This window comes from Streptomyces sp. NBC_01384 (genome assembly GCF_045040035.1).
In the GTDB taxonomy this organism is placed as follows: domain Bacteria; phylum Actinomycetota; class Actinomycetes; order Streptomycetales; family Streptomycetaceae; genus Streptomyces.
On record NZ_CP109559.1, the window covers coordinates 358,130 to 379,017 of the forward strand.

Below are 20,888 nucleotides of genomic sequence, written 5' to 3' on the forward strand. Positions count from 1 at the left end.
CCGGTGCGGCCAGGTCGAGGAGCCGGTTGGGGTGGCCCCGGGCGGCGGGGCCGTTGATGCCGACGCCTACGGTCATGGGGGGTGAACTCCTTTGCGGGTGAGGGATTTCAGCCCGTGCCGGGGGGATTTCAGCCGGTCCAGGTCCAGTCGGCGACCTCGGGCAGGTCGGTGCCGTGTTCGCGGATCCAGGCGTGGTGGCGGGTGCGGGCGTCGGCCATCTGCTGGCGGACGGCGGCGGCGCGCACGCCGAGGCCGGGGACACGGTCGATCACGTCCATGACGAGGCGGTAGCGGTCCATGTCGTTGCGGACGACCATGTCGAACGGGGTCGTGGTGGTACCCATCTCCTTGTAGCCGCGTACATGCAGGTTGGCGTGGCCGGTGCGGCGGTAGGCGAGCCGGTGGATCAGCCAGGGGTAGCCGTGGTACGCGAAGATGACCGGCTTGTCGCTGGTGAACAGTCCGTCGTACTCGAAGTCGCCCATCCCGTGCGGGTGTTCCTCGCGCGGCAGCAGCCGGGTCATGTCGACGACGTTGACGACCCGGACGGCGAGTTCGGGCAGATGGCGGCGGAGCAGGTCGGAGGCGGCCAGGATCTCCTGGGTGGGGACGTCGCCCGCGCAGGCGAGGACGACATCCGGTTCGCGGTCCCCGCCCGCGGAGCCCGCCCACTCCCAGATGCCGGCGCCGCGGGCGCAGTGGGCGCGGGCCTGGTCCATGGAGAGCCAGTCGAAGCAGGGCTGCTTGCCCGCGACGACGACGTTGACGTAGTCGCGGCTGCGCAGCACGTGGTCCGCCACGGAGAGCAGGGTGTTGGCGTCCGGCGGCAGGTAGACCCGGACGACCTCGGGGCTCTTGTTGAGGACGTGGTCGACGAAACCGGGGTCCTGGTGCGAGAAGCCGTTGTGGTCCTGGCGCCAGACGTGCGAGGTGAGCAGGTAGTTGAGGGAGGCGATCGGGGCTCGCCACGCCAACTCCCGCGAGGTCTTCAGCCATTTGATGTGCTGGTTGACCATCGAGTCGACGATGTGCACGAACGCCTCGTAGCAGGAGAACAGTCCGTGCCGGCCGGTCAGCGTGTAGCCCTCCAGCCAGCCCTGGCAGAGGTGCTCGGAGAGGATCTCCATCACCCGGCCGTGCCGGTCCAGGTGCTCGTCCACCTGGAGGGTCCCCGCCTGCCAGGCCTTGCCGGTGGCGCCGAAGACGGCTCCCAGCCGGTTGGAGGCGGTCTCGTCGGGCCCCACCAGCCGGAAGTCCCGGCGGTGGGAGGTGTCCTTCATGACCTGTTCGAGGAGGTCGCCGAGGACCCGGGTGGGCTCGTGCAGGGTGGCGCCCGGCTTGTCGACGGGCACGGCGTAGCGGTCGAGGGAGGGGATCGGCAGATCGCGGACGAGCAGACCGCCGTTGGCGTGCGGGGTGGCGCCGAGGCGCTTCGAGCCGGCGGGCACGCAGGCGAGGACGTCGGCGACGGGCCGTCCCTGGGCGTCGAAGAGCTCCTCGGGCCGGTACGAGCGCAGCCAGGCCTCCAACTGCCTCAGGTGCTCGGGGTTTTCACGTACCGCGGCCAGCGGCACCTGGTGGGCGCGCCAGGTGCCCTCGACGGGCACGCCGTCGACCTCCGCCGGTCCCGTCCAGCCCTTCGGGGTGCGCAGCACGATCATGGGCCAGCGCACCCGCTCGGCCACGCCGTCCTCGCGGGCGGTGCGCTGCATGAGCGCGATGCGGTCCAGGGCCCGGTCGAAGGCGTCCGCCATCGCGCGGTGGACCTGGTGCGGGTCGTCGCCGGTGACGTGGATCGGGTCGTGGCCGTAGCCGCGCAGCAGCTCGTCGAGTTCGGCCTCCGGGATCCGGGACAGGACGGTCGGGTTGGCGATCTTGTAGCCGTTGAGGTGCAGGATCGGCAGTACGGCGCCGTCGTGGACCGGGTCGAGGAACTTGTTGGAGTGCCAGGACGCGGCCAGCGGCCCGGTCTCCGCCTCGCCGTCGCCGATCACGCAGGCGACCAGCAGGTCCGGGTTGTCGAAGGCGGCGCCGTACGCGTGCGCCAGCGAGTAGCCCAGCTCACCGCCCTCGTGGATCGAGCCGGGTGTCTCGGGCGCGACGTGGCTGGGTACCCCGCCGGGGAACGAGAACTGCCGGAACAGCTTCTCCATGCCGGGCGCGTCCCGCGAGACGCTCGGGTACGTCTCGCTGTAGGTCCCCTCCAGCCAGGAGTTGGCGAGGACCGCGGGGCCGCCGTGACCGGGGCCCCACACGCACAGCGCGTCCAGACCACGGGCCTTGATCACCCGGTTGAGGTGCGTGTGCACCAGGTTGAGGCCGGGTGAGGTGCCCCAGTGGCCGAGCAGCCGCGGCTTGATGTGCGCCGGGGTCAGAGGCTCGGTCAGCAGCGGGTTGGCGAGCAGGTAGATCTGCCCCACGGCAAGGTAGTTGGCGGCGCGCCAGTGGGCGTCCAGGGTGCGCAGTTCGTCGGTGGTCAGTACGGTGCTGTCCTGGTGTTCGACCTTGGGCGGTTCGACCTTGGGCATGGTGACTCCGTAAGTCATCGAGGTGCGTCACGAGGTGTGTCGCCGGGCGTGGCATCGGTGTGCGTGATCGAGCGGAGGAGACGGCATGGCCGACGAGAAGACGGCGAAGGTGCCGCTTGAGGTGTACGAGCGGGAACTGCTGCGCCTGCAGACGGAGCTGGTGAAGCTTCAGGAGTGGGTGCGCACCGAGGGCGCCCGGCTCGTGGTGGTCTTCGAGGGCCGGGACGCGGCGGGCAAGGGCGGCACGATCAAACGGGTGTCGGAGCTCCTCAATCCGCGCGTCGCACGGACCGTGGCGCTGCCCACGCCGACCGAGCGTGAGCGCACCCAGTGGTACTTCCAGCGGTATGTCGAGCATCTGCCCGCCGCCGGTGAGATCGTGCTGTTCGACCGGAGCTGGTACAACCGCGCCGGCGTCGAGCAGGTCATGGGCTTCTGCACGAAGGAGGAGCACCAGCTCTTCCTCCGCCAGTGCCCGATCTTCGAACGGATGCTGGTCGAGGAGGGGATCCTGCTGCGCAAGTACTGGTTCTCGGTGAGCGACGCGGAGCAGCAGAAGCGGTTCCGGCGTCGGCTGAAGGACCCGACGCGGCGCTGGAAGCTCTCCCCGATGGACCTGGAGTCGATCACCCGCTGGGAGGCGTACTCCCGCGCCAAGGACGAGATGCTGGTCCACACGGACGTCTCGGAGGCGCCCTGGTTCATCGTGGAGAGCGACGACAAGCGCCGGGCCCGGCTGAACATGATCGCCCACCTGCTCGGCTCCGTTCCGTACCACGAGGTGTCGCCGCCGGTCCTCGAACTGCCGCCCCGGCCGCCGTCGACGGGCTATGTGCGCCCGCCGCGCGATCTGCAGACGTACGTCCCCGACCATGCGGCGACCCTCTGAGCCGCTCATCCCTGTTGCGGCACGACGGCGACCGGGCAGGCGGAGTGGTGCAGGGCCGCGTGGGCGACCCTGCCGAGCTGGAGCCCGGTATGTCCGTGGTGCCGCCGCTGGGCTCCGACGACGAGCAGGTCGGCGTCGGCCGAGGCGTCCAGCAGGACCCGGCGGGTGGTGCCTTCGACGGTCCTGCGGCGCAGTTCGACGGCCGGATGCTGGGACGCGGCCGTGCTCAGCGCCGAGTCCAGGATCTCCGCGGCCCGCTGCTCGTGCAAACGGGCCGGTTCGCCCGCGAGCAGGGGGTGGTCGGTGCTCTCGTACGCCGGGCAGCGCCAGGCCCGTACGGCGTCCAGGGCCGCCTCGCGGACCTCGGCCTCCTCGAAGGCGAACCGGGTGGCCGCCGTATCGTGCGGCTCCTCCCCGACTCCGAGGACCACCCGCCCGTGTGTCCCCGCCCTTGCCCGGTTGTCATGGCTGCCGCGCAGCACGATCACCGGGCAGGCGGCGCGGGCGGCGACCGCGAGGCTCACCGAGCCCAGCAGCAGTTCGGCAAGGCCACTGCGGCCGTGCGACCCGACGACCACCGCGGCGGCGAGATGCGCCTCGTTCAGCAGCATGCTCACCGCGTCGTCGGGCAGGACGTCGGTGCTGATCTTCACTTCGGGGGCGCGGCGGTGGGCGCGCCGCGCGGCGGCCTCCACGATGTTGTCCGCCATCACCTGCTCCGAGGACCTGCCGAGGCCCTCAGCGAGCGCGGCGCCCTCGTAGCGCTCCCACAGCGAGGCGTACACCAGGCGCAGCGGTGCACCGCGCAGCGCGGCCTCGTCCGTCGCCCAGTCCACGGCACGCAGGCTGGGCTCCGAGCCGTCGACGCCCACGACCAGGGGCAGCTCCACCGTCCTCACCGTCCTTCACCGAAGTCGAAGACGATCCTGGCCTTGATCTGACCGCGCAGCACCTCGTCGATGGACTCGTTGACGGAGACCAGGGGCCGGGACTCCCGGATGACCCGGGTGCGGCCCGCCGCGTGCAGTTCGAAGACCTCTGCCAGATCCTGCCGGGTACCCACGATGGAACCGATCACCGACGTGCCGTTCAGCACCGTGTCGAAGATCGGGACCTGGATCGTCCCGTGCGCGGGCAACGCCACCATCACGAGCTTCCCGCCGCGCCGCAGTCCCCCGTACACGGCGGAGAACGCGGACTCGTTCACCGCGAGCGCGATCGCGGCGTGTGCGCCGCCGAACCGCTTGAGCACCTCGGCCGGGTCGTGCTTGCGGGCGTCGATGACGAGGTCGGCGCCGAGTTCCGAGGCGAGTTCGAGCTTCTCGTCGGTCACGTCGATCGCCGCCACCGTCGCCCCGGCGATCTTCGCGTACTGGACGGCCAGATGGCCCAGTCCGCCGACGCCCGAGATGGCGACGAGCTGAGCGGGCCCGACGCCGGCGACCTTGAGCGCCTTGTACGTCGTGACCCCGGCGCAGGTGAGCGGGGCCGCGTCGAGCGGGGAGATCCCGTCGGGCACGGGCTGGGCGAAGTCGGCCCGGGCGAGCATCTTCTCGGCGTAGCCGCCGTCGCACCCGTACCCGGTGTTGACCTGCTGCTCGCAGAGCGTCTCCCAGCCGGACAGGCAGTGCTCGCACCGTCCGCAGGCCGAGCCGAGCCAGGGCACCGCGACCCGCTGGCCGAGCGCGAGGTGCGTGACGCCGTCGCCGAGTGCCTCGACGAGGCCGACGCCCTCGTGGCCGGGGACGAACGGCGGGTTCGGCTTGACCGGCCAGTCGCCGTGCGCGGCGTGGATGTCGGTGTGGCACAGCCCGGACGCCTCCACCCGGATGCGGACCTGGCCGGGGCCCGGCTCGGGGTCGGAGCGCTCCTCGATGACCAGGGGCTCACCGAACGCTCGTACGACTGCCGCTTTCATGGGTGTCTCTCCTCGGGTGATCCGTCGTGACGGGTGATCCGTCGTGGCGGGTGATCCGTCGTGGCGGGTGGTCAGTCGTGCGGGACGACGGCGACGGGGGCGGTGGCGTGGTGCAGTACGGCGTGGGTGACGGGCCCGATGTGGGCGCCGAGCGAAGAACGGCGGATACGGCGGCCGACGACGACCAGGGAGGCCTCTCGGGAGGCGTCCACCAGGTGGTTGGCCGCCTTCCCGGACAGCGAGTCCTCAGCGACGTCCACCGTCGGGAACTTCTGCCGCCACGGCCGCAGCGCCTCACTCACGGAGGCGGCCTCCTCCGCGCCGAGCTGGGCGTTGAGTTCCAGGTCCGGGGGCATGCCGTACGCGATGTAGGGCGGCTCGTTCCAGGCGTGGACGACGCGCAGGGAGGTGCCGCGCAGGAGGGCCTCCTCGAAGGCGAAGCCGATCAGGGTGTCGTCGGGGGTCGTGGTGTCGAGCCCGAGCACGACGGGGCGGGAGGGCGGGACGGCGGAGTCGGTGCCTGAGATGTCTTCTCCGGTCCGTACGAGGACAACGGGGCGCTCGGCGTGCGCCACGACGGCCAGGCCCACGGAGCCGACCGCGAAACCGCCCACCCCGCTCAGCCCACGGGATCCGAGCACCAGCAGTTCGGCGTCCCGCGCGGCGCCGGACAGCACCTCGGCCGGCCGCCCGGTGACCTGCTCCACGAGCACGTCGACCTCCGGGTGGTCCGCCCGCAGTCCCTCGGCCGCCTCACGCGGTATGCGTTCAGTCCAGTGCTGGTGCGTCTCGGGGCCGAGCAGCGGGGCCTGGGCGATGGGGTCCAGGGCGGGCTCCCAGACATTGACCAGCTTCAGCGGCAGCCCGCGGAGCTTCGCCTCCCGAGCCGCCCATGCGGCGGCGGCACGGCTCTCGGCCGAGCCGTCGAGGCCTACGGTGACGGTGCGGGGCATGATCTCCACCTCCTGAATCAGGATCGCTCGATCCCGATTCCAGCGTCGTGTCGTGGGGGTTCGTGGTGCAGGGGCCGCAGGTCCCCGGCGGGGGCCGATCGGCCCTATGGACCCGTGGCCGGCGTGGGAGGGCGGCCCCTGTCCGGCTGCCGCCCTCCACTCCGTGGTCAGCGCAGCCATCCGTGGTCTCGGACGAACGGCAGCTTGGCCCAGAGCTTTCCGACGCCCAGGGTGTCGCCCGCCGCGGCCAGTGCCAGGGCGATGAGGACGACGGCGTAGACGAGGTGGTAGTCCACGAACGGGTTGGTGGACATGCTCGCCGACCCGTCGGACAGGTGCTGGGCCGGAGGCCACTCGGCTACCCACATCAGCGCCATCATCGCGGTGCCCGCGACCGCGGCGAGCCGCAGGGCGATCCCGCCGATCAGGGCGAGCCCGATGCCGAGCAGTCCGGCCATGAAGAGCCAGTCCGCCCAGGTGTCCCCGGCCCAGGAGTGGAAGGTGGACTCCATCGGTCCGGCGGCGACACCGCTGAGGAAGCCCTTGGTCGGCGAGCCACCGTCGATCCAGCCCTTGCCGGACGGGGTGGCGTAGCCGAACCCGAAGGTCTTGTCGAGGAACGCCCACAGGAACACGAACCCGGTCAGCAGGCGCAGCGACGCGAAGGAGTAGGCCCGCAGGGTGTGCGTGTCGGTGCTCGCCGACACGGCGGACCCAGAGGTGGACGCGGTCCGGTTCCTGCGGAAGGACGGCAGGTGGAACCCCGGGCTCCGGTGAGGGTGCTCGTGCACGGCCATGGTGGTGATCCTTTCGGGGAATCGGAGAGTGTCGGACCGGTGCCCGACAGCAACCACTCTGGTGGTGGGGGACAGCTGGTGCCGGATGCCGAAGGGCCGTAACGGTGGGGCTGAACGGCCCTATCTGCGAGGCCTGTTGGGCTTGTCGACCGGGATGTCCGTGGCACTGCGGGCGGAGGTGGCACCCCGGGGCACCCGCCTCCGGCCCCGGGGCGTCGCCATGGGAGCCCGCGGCTCCAGCACCTCCTCGGAAGCCGCGGACATCGTGCTGACCACCGCCCCACCGACCGGGTGGACCGCCTCGCGCGACGCCGTCACCATGGCCGTACGGGCCCGGCGCAGCGCGGTGCAGAGCGCGCTCGGCGGCATGCTGATGTCGCTCGCCGCGATGGCGGTGGCCGCCTGCGGCCTGCCGCCTCCGGCCCCCCGGTGCCCTGCTCCAGGAGGGCATCGACGTCGCCGTCATCCTCAACCTCAGCGCGCTGCGCGCCCTGTGCGTCGACCGGAAGGGCGGCCGTCTCCGGAGCCCACCACCGAGGCCCTCAGCCCTCGCATCGGTACGTGGGTGAGGTGCACCGGCTTCTCACCGAGCGGCTCCTTCCGCACGAGTACGCCGGAGAGCACCAGCTCCACCCGGCCCTCGCCTCCTCGCTCGGCGGCCCCGAGACCACCACCCCGAACAACTGAACGACCTGCGCGCCTGTCTGTACGGCCCGTACAGCGTGCTGCACCTGCATTTCACTCAGGAGGAAGAGAACTACTTCTCTTTCGCCCCGTAATCGCCCCCGCGTCGGAGCCACTCCAGGTAGCCGGACATGGCCGTGGGCAGGGTCGGGAAGATCCGGTCGGTGCCGATGGCCTCGGTCAGCCCGTAGGCGTCGAGGTCATCGCGCAGGTCCTGCTTGACGCGGGCGAGCGCGAAGACGACGTGGCGCCGCTCGAATTCCTGACGCAGGGCGTCGACCGCGTCGAGCGCGGTGATGTCCACCTCGACGATGGCTTCGGTGTTGAGGACGAACCAGTCGACGGGACCTTCGTGTTGGTCGACCGCCGCGAGCGCTCGCCGCTTGAAGTTCTCGGCGTTGGCGAAGAACAGGGGTGAGTCGTAGCGGTAGACGAGCACACCGGGGACCGTGTGGGCCTGCGGATAGTCGTCCACGTCGTGCATCCCGGCCAGGCCCGGGACCATGCCCTCGATCGCGTCGTGCGGGCGGGCCACCCGGGTGAGCAGCTCCACGACCGAGAGCCCGACCGCGACGAGCACGCCGTACAGGATGTCCAGGGCCAGCACTCCGGCCAGGCAGCCCAGGGCCAGCAGCAACTCCCGGCGCCGGAAGGCGGCCAGCCGCCGGAACCCGGCCAGATCCATCATGTGGACGGCGGCGTAGACGACCAGGGCGCCCAGCACGGTCGACGGCGTGTGCGCGAGGAGCGGGCTGAGGAACAGCAGGACGGCCAGGACCGCGGCACCGGCTACGAGAGAGTACGCCTGGGTGCGGCCCCCGGCCGAGTGCGCGAGCGCGGTGCGACTGGCGCTGCTGCTCACCGGGAAGCCGTGCAGCACGCCCGCGCCCAGGTTCGCGGCCCCCAGGGCCAACAGTTCCTGGTTGGGGTCGAATTCATCGCCCCGGACCGCGAAGGCGCGCGCGGTGAGGATGACATCGGTGTATCCGACGAGGAGCACGCCGATCGCCGGCAGTACCAGTTGCGGCAGGTCGCCCGGCGTCGGCAGGCCGGGGCTCGGCAGCCCGGCCGGTACCGCGCCGATGACGGCGATGCCGTGGTCCTCCAGCCCGAAGACCGCGACGGCCGCCGTGCCGAGCACCAGGGCCAGCAGCGGACCCGGGACATGGGGGAAGAACCGTGCAACCGCGAAGAGGAACACGATCGCCGCCGCGGAGAAGATCACCGTGGCGGGATGCGCTTCTCCCAGGTTCCTCATGAAGGAAAGCAGTTGAGGAAAGAACTCGGATCCCGAGGTGCGGACACCGGTCAGTTTGGGCAGCTGGTCGACGATCATGATGAGCGCCACGCCCGTCATGTAGCCGACCAGGATCGGCCGCGACAGGAGGTCGGCGAGGAAGCCCAGCCGCGCCATCCACGCCACCAGGAACATCAACCCGACCACGACCGCGAGTCCGGCGGCGAGCACGGCGTAGCGGTCCGGGTCGCCCGCGGCGAGCGGCCCCACCACGGTGGCCGTCATCAGTGCGGTGGTCGACTCGGGCCCGACGGACAGCAGCCGCGAGGAACCCAGCAGCGTGTACAGCAGCAGGGCGGGGAGGATCGCCCACAACCCCGCGACCGGCGGCAGTCCCGCGAGGCCCGCATAGGCCATGACCTGCGGAACAAGGTACGCCGCGACGGTCACTCCGGCCAGCAGGTCGCCACGCAGCCACGAGCGGCGGTAGCCGGCCAGTACGGCGAGACCAGGGGCCGACGGCCGCACGAGACCGCGTCGGCCTTCCTCGGCGGCCACGTCTGGGCGCTCGGACATCGGGCTCCCTTCGTCACCCCTTTCAGCATCGCCCCACGGACGTCCCGCCGCGAGGGCCGACCGGCCCTCGCGGCGGGACGTCCGTGACCAGATGGACCAGCCGGCCCCGGCGAACTCGAACCGCACGTCTCGGACGGCGAGTTCATGGTCCTGGCCCCTCCCTCCGCAGCAGGTCCACCGGCTTGCCGCGACGTCCGTCTCTTCCCCACCTCTCCACCGTGCCGCGGCCGCGGCCGCGGCCGCGACTGCGGCTCCGGCTCCGGCTCCGGCTCCGGCTCCGGCTCCGGCTCCGGCGGGGGACGGCCTGAACCGGTGCTCGTGCCGGAGCACGGCCCCTTCGCACTGGACCGGCGGCGCGGTCCGGCGCACGCTGAGGAATGGGCGAGGGATGACACATCGCCCGGCCGGGGCGGCTCAGCGGGGCAGCGCCCCCACCCGACGTACATCCGCCCCGCCCATCTCCTCCACGCAGGAGTGATCACGATGGAAGTCAAGCAGTGGTCCGTTCAGATCTATATCTCCGAGGAGGACGACGACACCCATGCCCGCGCCGTCCTCACCACCCCGGACACATCGACAGTCACCGGCAGAGGCGTGGCCCGGCGCAACCCGATCGATCGCCCCATCCCGGAGATCGGCGACGAGCTCGCCGCCAGCCGCGCCTTGGAGGATCTGGCCATCCGGCTGCACGACGTCGCCTCCGACGACATCGTGCAGCTGACCGGACCTGCCGATCCGCCTGCGCCCGGCTGGTGAGTACGGCCGAACGAGATACAGGGGTACGGCACCGAGTACCCGCGTAAGGGCGTGCGGCGCGCGGTGGGGCCGAACGACCCCGCTTCGGGACCGGGCGGCCCGTGGTGCCGCCGCTGCCGTGCGCCCATGGTGGGGGCTACCAGCCCCCAGTACGCACACTCAAGACGGTGACGAGGCGTTTACGCATCTGTGCGAGCGGGTCATCCGCCGACACGATCCGTGCGTCTCCTGTTCCCGCCGCTTCCTCGATCTCACCATCGTCCGCACATGACGTCCCGAGGAGGAGACCATGCACGGCAGCCCCCACACCGTGAGCGATGTGATGACCCGCACCGTCGTCGCCGTCAGCCGCGACGCCCCGTTCAAGAAGATCGTCGAGGCCATGGAGGAGTGGAGGGTCAGCGCCGTGCCGGTGCTGGAGGGCGACGGCCGGGTGATCGGCGTCGTCTCCGAGGCCGATCTGCTGCCCAAGGAAGAGTTCCGTGACAGCGCCCCGGGCCTCCCCCAGTCTCGGCTCGGGGCGGCCGAGGGCCCCCCGGCCGCCCGGCTGAGTCTCCTGACCGACCTCGCAAAGGCGGGAGCCGTGACCGCCGCGGAGCTGATGGCCGCCCCCGCCGTCACCGTCCACGCCGACGCCACTCTCTCCGAGGCCGCCCGCATCATGGCCCGGCGCAAGGTCAAACGACTGCCGGTCATCGACAGCGAGGGCATGCTCAAGGGCATCGTCAGCCGGGGCGATCTGCTGAAGGTCTTCCTGCGCTCGGACGAAGAGATCGCCGAAGAGGTCCGACACGAGGTGGTCGCGTACGTCTTCCCCGATCCGGCCGAACCGGTACGGGTGCGGGTGAGTGACGGCGTCGTGACACTCACCGGGACGACCGACGACCCCTCGCTGGCACCCGTGGCCGCCCGCCTGGTGCGGGCCGTCGAGGGTGTGGTCGATGTCAAGTGCGACCTCTCCGACGGCTCGGATGCCGCACCCCTCGTCACAGAGCAATCCGCCATGAAGGACGCGAACACGTAACGCGACCCACCACGCCGGCCCAAAACGCGGCACCGACAGCCGTCGCCGGCCGAACCGGGACGGGGTCGAGGACGCCGCCGTCCGGTCCACGGCAGTGGGGCCGCAGGACGCCTTCGAGCACCTCCCCCTGCGTGACCTCAGCGCACGGCGAGCCATGACCGACGCACCGCGCCCGGCTCCGGCCCGGACAGACGCCCGAGTACGTCCTGCTCGTCGCGACAGCCCACGGTCCACGCACCTCACTCCTGCACCGGGCACTGGAGTGACAGAGTTCCCCGCCGCGGACGTACGAAATGTTTTGCACCCTCCGGGCCGGTCGGCCGGAGCCGGGGCCGACCGGCCCCTGGGGCGACGGCCCCGAGCAGCGCACAGTGGAAGGGAACGCACGTGACGAAGGAGGCGGGAGTCATGCAGCACCGGATGGTGAGCGATCTGATGACGACGCCGGTCGTACGAGTGGGGAAGGACGCCGGCTTCAAGGAGATCGCCAAGCTGCTCGCCGAGTACGACATCACGGCGGTACCGGTCGTGGACGACGACGACCGGCCCGTGGGCGTGGTCTCCGAGGCGGATCTGCTCCGCAAGGAGGCCGGCCGGCTGGACCCTGCGGGGCTGCTGCCGGTCCTGCACCCGCGCCCCGCCGACCGGACCAAGCAGGAGGCGACCACCGCCGAAGGCCTGATGAACAGCCCGGCCATCACGGCCCGGCCGCAATGGACGGTGGTGGAGGCCGCCCAGGTGATGGACCGCTACCGCGTCAAGCGGCTGCCGGTGGTGGACGAGGCCGAGCGGCTGGTCGGCGTGATCAGCCGCGCCGACCTGCTGAGGGTGTTCCTGCGCGGTGACCGTGCCATCCGCGAGGAGATCTCCAGGGACGTACTGATCCGCACGCTGGGCATCGCCCCCGACTCGGTGACCGTGCATGTCGTGGACGGCCGGGTCGCCTTGAGCGGAATCGTCGAACGGAAATCCCTCATTCCCGTCGCCGTGCGGCTGTGCCGAGGCGTGGACGGAGTGGTGGACGTCACCGAACAGCTGAGCCACCGGACGGACGACACCTCCGAGGCACTGGACACCGGCTCGCCGCGCCGCGCCCAACTGGCGCCTTGATGGGCGCGGTGCGACAGCACACCTCGGAGCGGACCGAGTCGCGGCCCGCGCGCCCTGACTCCCAGCCGTTGCGGGCCTCGCCCCACTCCGGAAATGCACGGACCGCATCCTGCTCTCACGCCCGCGGGGGCCGACACACGACGGAACGTGTCTGCAGACGGACGTTGCCCGCGCTCACGGCGGACACGATCGACCGCGGTGCGGCCAGAATGAAACATGCCCAGGTGATCGCGGCCCGAGTGCGCTGAGATGACCCAAGCGACCCCATGTGACGGGTCCGTGGGGGGGCAAACGTGAGAGAGACGATCAGTACACCTTCGGCCGCACCGGACCCAGCGGCCGGCTGTACGGCCTTTGCGTGCTGCGCCGGGGAGTGCGGTGCCGGTTCGGGAGGCGCCGAGGATCGATTTCGGGGGCTGCTGGAGGCGGCACCGGACGCCATGATCATCGTGGACGACACCGGGACGATCAGACTTGTCAACGCTCAGACCGAAGCGCTCTTCGGCTACGGCCGTGAGGAACTCCTCGACCGTTCAGTGGACTTGCTGGTCCCAGGCCGCTTCCGAGCCCACCACTCACTGCACCGCGCCGGCTACGCCGCCAATCGTCAAGTGCGTCCGATGGGCGCCGGGCTCGAACTCTACGGACTACGCAAGGACGGCACCGAGTTCCCCGTCGAGATCAGCCTCAGCCCCCTGGAGACCACCGACGGCCTCCTCGTCTCCGCCGCCGTCCGCGACGTCAGCGACCGCAAGGCCGCCGAGGATCGATTTCGGGGGCTGCTGGAGGCGGCACCGGACGCCATGATCATCGTGGACGACACCGGGACGATCAGACTTGTCAACGCTCAGACCGAAGCGCTCTTCGGCTACGGCCGTGAGGAACTCCTCGACCGTTCAGTGGACTTGCTGGTCCCAGGCCGCTTCCGAGCCCACCACTCACTGCACCGCGCCGGCTACGCCGCCAATCGTCAAGTGCGTCCGATGGGCGCCGGGCTCGAACTCTACGGACTACGCAAGGACGGCACCGAGTTCCCCGTCGAGATCAGCCTCAGCCCCCTGGAGACCACCGACGGCCTCCTCGTCTCCGCCGCCGTCCGCGACGTCAGCGACCGCAAGCGGGCCGAAGCACGCATCAACGAGCTGGCCGCGCTCGTGGAGTCCTCCCAGGACGCGATCCTCGCCAAGACCCTCGACGGCCACATCACCTACTGGAACGCCGCAGCCCAGCGTCTCTACGGGTACACCCGGTCCCAGGTCATGGGCCGACACGTGTCCCTGCTGGCCCCGCCCGACTGCGGCAACGAGATCGACGTCCTGATGGACCAGTTGCGCAACGGGAAAAGGATCGAGCACTTCGAGACACTGCGGGTCACGCGCCGCGGCGACTTGCTCGACGTCGACATCACACTGTGGCCGACCCGTACCCCGGACGGCGAGGTCATCGGCGCGTGTGCCATCGTCCGCGACATCAGCGACCGCAAGCGGGCCGAAGCGGAGCTGACCGTCCTGTACGAACAACAGCGGCACATCGCCCTGACCTTGCAGCGCAGTCTGATGGGCACTCCGCCCGCCATCCCCGGTCTCGCGACCGCCAGCCGCTACCGGCCCGCCACCCAGGGGGCCGGGGTGGGCGGCGACTGGTTCGACCTGATCCCGCTGGGCGCCGGCCGCGTCGGCATCCTGATCGGCGACGTGATGGGACGCGGGCTGGAAGCCGCCGCCGTCATGGGCCAGTTGCGTTCCGCCGCGCACGCCCTGGCCAAGACCGGCATGCAGCCCCGCCAGCTCATGCAGGCCCTCGACGCCGCCGTCGCCGACCTCGACGTCCCAGACCAACTGGTCACCTGCTGCTATCTGGTGATCGCCGCCGACGCGGGTGAGGTGACGATCTGCTCGGCCGGACATCTGCCCACCCTGGTCGCCACCCCGGGCGACGGCGCCCGTGCGCTGCCCGCACCCGTCAACGCGCCCCTCGGCGTGGGCAATGTCCTCTACCAGCAGTCCAGCGCGGTCATCCCGCCCGGCGCCACCCTCGTGCTCTACACCGACGGCCTGATCGAAACCCCCGGCAGCGACATCGAGGACCAGCTCTCCCAGCTCACCGACACTCTGAGCGACCTGTTCACCACCGCTCCCGACCTGGAAGTGGCCGCCGACCATGTCCTGACCACCCTGCTGCCCGACGCCGAAGGCCACAACGACGATGTCACCCTGCTGCTGACTCGGCTGCCCGACGCGCCGCTGGCCGCCGTCACCCTCGACCTCCCGGCAGTCCCCGACTCCGTCCCCGAGGGCCGAGCCTTCCTCAGCAAGGCCCTCACCTCCTGGGGCTGCACCACGAAGGCGGACGACGCACGGCTGCTGCTGTCCGAAGTCCTCACCAACGCCGTCCAACACGCCCAGGGCCCCATCGAACTGCACCTGTGCCGAACCACCACGGACCTCACTGTCGAAGTCGGTGACCACAGTCCGCAGTTGCCCCAGCCCCGCTTCGCGGCCGACGACGACGAATCCGGGCGCGGGCTGATCCTCGTCCGCGCGCTCGCCAACAGCTGGGGCGTACGCCCCACCGACGACGGCAAGACCACCTGGTTCACCCTCAGACTGTGAGCGGACACGTGTCGTCCGGCGCTCAGCGACCGGAGGTCGCCGTGCCTGAGCCGCCGGACGAACCGTGACCACTCAGGACCAGTTCCTTCGCCCTGCGGAACTCCTCGTCCGTGATGTCGCCGCGGGCGCGGATCTCGGACAGCTTGGCGAGTTCGTCGACGCTGCCGGTGGTGGCGGTGCCGCCCGCGGTCTCGCGGATGTAGGCGTCGAAGGCCTGCTGCTGCGCACGGGCCTGATGTATCTCCCGGCGGCCCATGTCCTTGCCGCGGGCGATCACGTAGATGAGGACACCCAGGAAGGGCACGACGATGACGAGCACCAGCCAGCCGGTCTTGCCCCAACCGCCGAGGGAGTCATCACGGAAGATGTCGGCGATGATCCGGAAGAGCAGGATGAACCACATGATCCACAGGAAGAACCACAACATGCTCCAGAAGACGCTCAGCAGCGGATAGTCGTACGCGAGGTACATCTGCGTGCTCATGCCACTCCTCCATCCCGGGCGCCGGCCCGGCAGTCGTTTCCTCCCCCTTCAGCATGCGCACGGCAAGGGTCGTGCGGCCTCACCCGAGGCGGGTGAACATGCGTGCCACGTGCTGCCCTCGGCCGACGCCGGGAGCATGCGACCGCTTCGCGGCGGGTCTGCCCCGGGGCAGCCACCGACAGCGCGGTGATCGGCCCGGACCGGACACATGACAGCCGCTCCAGTGGCTCCGAGCCACGAGCGGCGAGGTGCCCACGAGCACCCAAACGGCCGGCACGCGCGGCAAGGTGTGATCGTCCGCGCGGCGTCTCAGAGCGACGAGGCGGGTCCATACGGGTCCGCGGCACGTGACCGGCGGAGCGCGGCCCGCCAGGCGAAGGCGAGGACGAGCTCGACCAGGCCGAGCAGCACGAGCCACAGGCCGAGCAGCCGGGTCAGAGCGCGGGCGGACTCGGTCGGCAGGGCCAGCACCACGATCCCCGCGACGATGCCGAGCGCCGCGGCGCAGAAGACGACGCCGCGGTGCGGGAGGTCCTTCACGGCGATGGCCGTGTAGGCGGTCAGCATCCCGGACACGAGCCAGACGACGCCGACGATCAGCGAGAGCGCGGCGATGGTCTGCAGCGGATTCCTCAGGCACAGCACCCCGGCCAGGACGAACAGCACCGAAAGCAGCAGCCCGGGGAGTCGCTCGCCGTGTTCCTCCCGACCGAAGACCGCCACGAAGCGGAACACCCCGGTCGCGATCAGGTACAGACCGATGAGAACCGCCAGGACGTGCAGAGTCTCGTCCGGCCACACCAGTACCAGGACGCCGGGCACCAGCGTCGAGATCGCCGAACCCAGGATCCAGGTCCATGAGCGGCCGAGCCCCGCCAGCAGTTCCTCGGGGTCGGCGGGTGGAACGGAGGCCGCCCCGTCGGGCATGGACCCCGGTCCGGTACGCGGCGCCGGACCACGCGATTCGGTCATGGCTCCTCCTCACGCGCTCGAGCGGGTCGTCGCCGGACCGCCGACGGGACGGTGCGCGGGGACCTCACCGGGCCAGCGTCCCGCGCGCCGTCGGCTGCCGGGTCACCCCCGGCGGGTGATCGTCCATACCGCCGGGGCGATGAGGTGGAGCGGGACGCCTTCTCCGATTCCCGGCGGGGCAGAGGGAACTGACGACAGAACTGACGGAACAGACAGAACGAAGAGACGCAAGATGGTCGGTGGGCGCCGGCCGCGGCCCTTGCCCGAGCCGTCCTTGTCACGGCCGGATCGCCGCGGAGCGCCTCTGACGGCGCCCACCAGACCGACGCGGAGCCTTGCGCACGGGCACGGGCACGGGCACAGGGGCGGCGTACGGCCGGTCACTCCGGTAGTCGGCGCATCTCCACGACGTGCAGTCCCAGCGACTGGCAGCGGGCCAACAGCCCGTACAGGTGCGCCTCGTCCACAACGGGGCCGAACAGGACGGTCTGGCCGGACATCACCACGTGATCCATCTCCGGAAAGGCTTTGGTCAGCGTCTCCGTCATGTGTCCGTCGACACGGATCTCGTAGCGCATGAGCTGCTCCCGCGGGCGGCCGGGGCAGGCGAACGGCGCCCTTCCCTACGATCCTCCGTCTCGGCGCGTCGTCCGCCCTCACCCCGAACAGGTGATCCATCGCCCGGCAACGCCGACCATCCGGGTCGACGCTTCAGGACGATTCAATGCGTCAGGACGACCTTGAACGAGATGATCAGCAGGCCGAGCAGCAGGTTGACCAAGGCAGTGGCGGCCGTGAGGCGCCAGGAGGCTCCGGCACGGCGTGCCGCGGCCGCCGACCAGCCCACCTGCCCGGCCACGGCGACGGCGAGCGCCAGCCAGAAGGTGCCCTTCAGGTCGAGGCCCAGGAGTTGGCTGACGCCCACGGCAACGGTCGGCGGGACGGCGGCCTTGACGATCGGCCACTCGGCACGGCACACCTCCATAACGGCCCGCCAGCCCAAGGGCTGCCGCGCCAGACGCGCCCCGAACAGCTGGGCGTGCACGTGCGCGATCCAGAACGCCACGCCGGTGCCGAGCAGCAGCACCGCCAGCTCCAGGCGTGGGAACGAGCCCAGTGTGCCGGCGCCGATCACCACGGACGCGGCGAGCATGGACCCGTAGACACCACCGGTGTAGTCGGCATGGGCCCGGTGCTCGGCGTCGGCCGCTGAGGCCGCGGCGGGTTCGGTACGGGACATCAGGGCCTTCCCTCCGACTCAGTGCACCGGACCGAGGGCATCGGCCGAATCGCCGGATTCGGGATGCTTCGGACGGCTCGCCCGCCCGGTCGGCAGGTGCGTGGTGACCAGAAAACTGGCGAGCGTGACTCCGCCGGTGGCGAGGATCGCCGCCCTCAGGCCGCCCAGCTGCGCCGATGCGTACGAATCCGTGAGGGCGTCGACCTCGGACGGCGGCAGCCCGGCACGCTCGGCCGCCGAGCGCACCTGGTCGGTGGGGACGAATTCGACCCCCGCTTCGAGAGCGACCGCGGTCTGCTGCCGGGCTTCGTTCGACAGGGACGGGTGCTGCTCCACCTGTGTGGAGAAGGCCTGGGCCAGGGCGCCGATCAGCAGCGATCCGATGAGCGCGGTACCCAGCGCGGAGCCCAGATTCTGGGCGGTGAACTGGAGCCCTCCGACCTCACTGCGTTCCTCGTCGTCGGCGCTGGACTGAACGACGTTCCCCAGCTGCGAGGCGAGCAGGCCCATGCCCACGCCGAGCAGGGCCATGGCTCCGGCGAACTGATTGTCGTCGATGACCGGATCGATGGTGGCCAGCAGCCACACGATGGCCGCCGCCAGGATCACCAGGGCCAGTCGGACCACCCGGCGCGGTCCCGCCACCCGTCCCAGCCTGGCAGCGCCCATGGAGGTGATGAGCATGGTGATGGACACCGGGAGCAGTCTCAGCCCCGTCTGAAACGCGTCGAAACCCTGCACGACCTGCAAGTACAGCGGGATGGTGAAGAACAGCCCCAGCAGGATGAGGTTCTGGCTCAGCAGCGTCATCAGGCCGGCCCGCAGTGGGGGTCTGCTCAGCAGGGGCAGGCACACCAACGGATCGGCGCCGTGGGCATCCCGCCTCCGTTCCCAGTGGACGAAGAGGTCCAGGACGACCGCCCCCGCACCGATGACGAACAGCGTCGGGGCGAAACCCAGCACGGTGAAGGGCGGGTTCTGGGGCTTCACCCATCCCCAGGAGCTGCTCTGCAGTACACCGAGCACGCCCAGCCCGAGTCCGGCCGCCGAGAGTACGGCACCCACACCGTCCAGCCGGGGCCGCGGGTCGGCCCGGACGGATTCCGCGACCACCCGGTGGAAGCAGAGGATGGCCGCGACGACCACGACCTCACCGGCGAAGACCAGGCGCCAGGTGAGGTACGTCGTCACCCAGCCGCCCAGCAGGGGGCCGACCGCGATCCCCGCTCCGGCGAGTCCGCCGATGACTCCGTACGCGACGGCCCGCTCCCGTCCGTGGTAGGACTCCGCGACGAGGGCCGCCATGGCCGGAAGCACCATCGCGGCGCCGAGTCCCTCGATGACCGACCAGCCCAGCGCGAGGACCCACACGGTGGGAGCGATGGCGGTCAGGGCCGACCCGATGCCGTAAACGACGAGTCCGAGGACGAACAGACGACGACGGCCCAGGATGTCCCCGAGCCTGCCGCCGATCATCATGAACGCCGCCATGACCAGGGCATAGAGCGTGATGACGGCCTGAATGGTGGTGACCTCGGTGTCGAAGTCCGCGACCAGTTGGCTGATGGAGACGTTCATGACGGACGTGTCCAAAACCATCAGGAACTGGGCCGTCCCCAGGACGATCAGAGCCCGCCAGTGTGCCACCGTGTCCACCTCGCCGAGTCGGCCCGGGACGCCGGTGGGCGTCACCCGGGCAGCGACCGCCGCCGACCGGCCGCCCCCTCCATCCCAGCTCAGAAGCCCGTCCGGCGCCTCACCCGCCACGGGCGAGCCTGCTACCGCGCGGCCATGACCACGGACCGGCGGAGCCGTGAACAGGTCATAGCAATAGCAGCTCGCGTGCCCGGCGCACAGCGTCGGGAGTCCACCACGATCAGCCCTGGGGAGAATCTGGGGAGTTTCGACTGGCAGGCCGATCCCCCTGCCTCCCGAGCAGTCCGTCAATGACGGTGCGCCCCTTACTCCCAGCCTCCGGCATGAAGTGGGCATAGTAACCAAGCGTGACAGTGGGCGAAGAGTGCCCGAGCCATCGCGCCAGCGTCACCACGGACTCCCCCGCCTCCAGCATGATCGAGGCGTAGGTGTGCCGCAGCACATGAAACCCGTCCCTCGGCGCCGCCTGCCACTGCCAAGGTTTTGCCCCTTTTGGGCGCGGTGGAATGATGCCGGCCTCGGCCGGCGCAGGCTTCCAGGTGTTGGTGTTCCACCCAACGACCGCAATGGCGTTGCCGAGTCGTGTAGTGAGCAGCAGGGAGTACTTCCTCCGCTGTCCCTCCGGCTTCTCCCACGGGAGCTCCACCTCCACAGGCGGAAACGCCTCGATATGGTGCTTCAGCTCCTCGGCCACCGAGGAGGGCATATCGACGACGCGGGTCTTCCCTCCCTTCGGAAGAGTGAAGTACCGCCTCCCCTTGAACGACTGGACTTGGCGCCGACGTGGAGCACGCCTCTCGTGTACTGGTCCGCTTGCGCGACGATTTCAGCTACGGGCCCGAGGGCGGCGTTCCTCCTCGGCATCGCTGCTCCCTGCGCTCGTCAGAATCGCGCTCGCGACAACCTCGAAGAGGTGGTCGGCGCGTGGCGCGAGCGAGGGTTGATCGCCGAGCCAAGCGAGCATGGCCACCAGCGCAAACAAATCGGCGCCATCGATATCGCTCCGCGCCATGCCCGCGGCCTGGGCACGGGTGAGGAGCCGCGCACCGGCCGCGCGCAGAGTGACGCACGAAGCGTGGAGTGCGGATTCGGTGTCCTCGATGGCGGCTGCCATCAGCACGGTCACGCCCCGGTACTCGGTTGTCCACGCGACGCAGTCGCGTAGCCATGAAACGAGAGCATCTTCGGGTGAGCTCAACGTTTCGAGCTCGGCCGCCTGTGCCGCCAGCTCGTCGAAGCTCGTGCGGAGCAGGGCATCGAGCAGCGCCTCGCGCGTCGGGAAGTGACGCAGCAGCGTCGCGAGCCCGACATCGGCCCTGCGCGCGATGTCGCGCAGTGACACGTCGACGCCTTGCTCGGTGATGGCGGTGCCCGCTACTGCGAGCAGGTGGTCGCGGTTCTTCCTGGCGTCGGCCCGCATCTGTCCCCCTTGACTATCCGGATCAGTGGTCC

At 70.5% G+C, this 20,888-nt stretch carries 18 protein-coding genes and 1 pseudogene; 6 read left to right on the forward strand and 13 right to left on the reverse strand.

Annotated elements, in window-relative coordinates; all coding sequences use genetic code 11:
* Nucleotides 1–128: 128 nt before the first annotated feature.
* The gene (locus tag OG747_RS01315; protein ID WP_405876956.1) at nucleotides 129–2,528 is read right to left on the reverse strand and encodes a phosphoketolase; all 2,400 of its coding nucleotides are present in this window, start codon (nucleotides 2,526–2,528) and stop codon (nucleotides 129–131) included.
* Between the two features lie 85 nt (nucleotides 2,529–2,613).
* Between OG747_RS01315 and ppk2 the strand changes: the two genes are divergently transcribed.
* Nucleotides 2,614–3,417, forward strand: coding sequence for a polyphosphate kinase 2 (ppk2, locus tag OG747_RS01320; protein WP_405876958.1), 804 nt, complete (start codon nucleotides 2,614–2,616; stop codon nucleotides 3,415–3,417).
* Between the two features lie 5 nt (nucleotides 3,418–3,422).
* Here the strand turns inward: ppk2 and OG747_RS01325 are convergent, their stop codons facing one another.
* From OG747_RS01325 to OG747_RS01340, 4 genes are all read right to left on the reverse strand, one after another.
* Nucleotides 3,423–4,307, reverse strand: coding sequence for a universal stress protein (locus tag OG747_RS01325; RefSeq protein ID WP_405876960.1), 885 nt, complete (start codon nucleotides 4,305–4,307; stop codon nucleotides 3,423–3,425).
* A gap of 5 nt (nucleotides 4,308–4,312) precedes the next feature.
* The gene (locus OG747_RS01330; RefSeq protein ID WP_405876962.1) at nucleotides 4,313–5,335 is read right to left on the reverse strand and encodes a zinc-dependent alcohol dehydrogenase; all 1,023 of its coding nucleotides are present in this window, start codon (nucleotides 5,333–5,335) and stop codon (nucleotides 4,313–4,315) included.
* A 71-nt stretch (nucleotides 5,336–5,406) separates the two neighbouring features.
* A complete protein-coding gene (locus OG747_RS01335) occupies nucleotides 5,407–6,288 on the reverse strand; it encodes a universal stress protein (RefSeq protein WP_405876964.1) in 882 nt (293 codons plus the stop codon).
* Between the two features lie 167 nt (nucleotides 6,289–6,455).
* A complete protein-coding gene (locus OG747_RS01340) occupies nucleotides 6,456–7,085 on the reverse strand; it encodes a hypothetical protein (protein ID WP_405876966.1) in 630 nt (209 codons plus the stop codon).
* Nucleotides 7,086–7,296: 211 nt separating this feature from the next.
* Here OG747_RS01340 and OG747_RS01345 point away from each other — a divergent pair.
* A pseudogene (locus OG747_RS01345) lies at nucleotides 7,297–7,864 on the forward strand (heavy metal translocating P-type ATPase); the annotation flags it as partial.
* On the opposite strand, the gene OG747_RS01350 reads toward OG747_RS01345, so the two are convergent.
* Nucleotides 7,843–9,582, reverse strand: coding sequence for a SulP family inorganic anion transporter (locus OG747_RS01350; protein ID WP_405876968.1), 1,740 nt, complete (start codon nucleotides 9,580–9,582; stop codon nucleotides 7,843–7,845). The pseudogene OG747_RS01345 and the gene OG747_RS01350 overlap by 22 nt on opposite strands.
* Nucleotides 9,583–10,065: 483 nt before the next feature.
* On the opposite strand from OG747_RS01350, the gene OG747_RS01355 reads away from it, so the two are divergent.
* The 4 genes from OG747_RS01355 (at nucleotide 10,066) to OG747_RS01370 (ending at nucleotide 15,084) form a co-directional block, all read left to right on the forward strand.
* The gene (locus OG747_RS01355) at nucleotides 10,066–10,338 is read left to right on the forward strand and encodes a DUF1876 domain-containing protein (RefSeq protein WP_405876970.1); all 273 of its coding nucleotides are present in this window, start codon (nucleotides 10,066–10,068) and stop codon (nucleotides 10,336–10,338) included.
* Between the two features lie 289 nt (nucleotides 10,339–10,627).
* Entirely contained in the window at nucleotides 10,628–11,362 is a 735-nt protein-coding gene (locus tag OG747_RS01360) for a CBS domain-containing protein (protein WP_405876972.1), read from the forward strand.
* A gap of 408 nt (nucleotides 11,363–11,770) precedes the next feature.
* A complete protein-coding gene (locus OG747_RS01365) occupies nucleotides 11,771–12,472 on the forward strand; it encodes a CBS domain-containing protein (protein ID WP_405885406.1) in 702 nt (233 codons plus the stop codon).
* A 440-nt stretch (nucleotides 12,473–12,912) separates the two neighbouring features.
* Complete coding sequence (locus OG747_RS01370) at nucleotides 12,913–15,084, forward strand: PAS domain S-box protein (RefSeq protein WP_405876974.1); 2,172 nt, start codon at nucleotides 12,913–12,915, stop codon at nucleotides 15,082–15,084.
* A gap of 22 nt (nucleotides 15,085–15,106) precedes the next feature.
* Here OG747_RS01370 and OG747_RS01375 read toward each other — a convergent pair whose 3' ends face one another.
* From OG747_RS01375 to OG747_RS01405, 7 genes are all read right to left on the reverse strand, one after another.
* Nucleotides 15,107–15,568 (reverse strand): SHOCT domain-containing protein, encoded by a 462-nt coding sequence (locus tag OG747_RS01375; RefSeq protein WP_405876976.1) that lies wholly within the window; start codon nucleotides 15,566–15,568, stop codon nucleotides 15,107–15,109.
* Between the two features lie 309 nt (nucleotides 15,569–15,877).
* The gene (locus tag OG747_RS01380) at nucleotides 15,878–16,540 is read right to left on the reverse strand and encodes an HdeD family acid-resistance protein (RefSeq protein ID WP_405876978.1); all 663 of its coding nucleotides are present in this window, start codon (nucleotides 16,538–16,540) and stop codon (nucleotides 15,878–15,880) included.
* 380 nt (nucleotides 16,541–16,920) lie between these two features.
* Complete coding sequence (locus tag OG747_RS01385) at nucleotides 16,921–17,118, reverse strand: hypothetical protein (RefSeq protein ID WP_405876980.1); 198 nt, start codon at nucleotides 17,116–17,118, stop codon at nucleotides 16,921–16,923.
* A gap of 143 nt (nucleotides 17,119–17,261) precedes the next feature.
* Nucleotides 17,262–17,780, reverse strand: coding sequence for a hypothetical protein (locus OG747_RS01390; RefSeq protein WP_405876982.1), 519 nt, complete (start codon nucleotides 17,778–17,780; stop codon nucleotides 17,262–17,264).
* Between the two features lie 18 nt (nucleotides 17,781–17,798).
* Nucleotides 17,799–19,427 (reverse strand): MFS transporter, encoded by a 1,629-nt coding sequence (locus OG747_RS01395; protein WP_405885407.1) that lies wholly within the window; start codon nucleotides 19,425–19,427, stop codon nucleotides 17,799–17,801.
* A gap of 229 nt (nucleotides 19,428–19,656) precedes the next feature.
* Nucleotides 19,657–20,130 (reverse strand): tyrosine-type recombinase/integrase, encoded by a 474-nt coding sequence (locus OG747_RS01400; protein WP_405876984.1) that lies wholly within the window; start codon nucleotides 20,128–20,130, stop codon nucleotides 19,657–19,659.
* A 132-nt stretch (nucleotides 20,131–20,262) separates the two neighbouring features.
* The gene (locus tag OG747_RS01405) at nucleotides 20,263–20,856 is read right to left on the reverse strand and encodes a TetR/AcrR family transcriptional regulator (protein ID WP_405876986.1); all 594 of its coding nucleotides are present in this window, start codon (nucleotides 20,854–20,856) and stop codon (nucleotides 20,263–20,265) included.
* Between the last annotated feature and the right edge of the window lie 32 nt (nucleotides 20,857–20,888).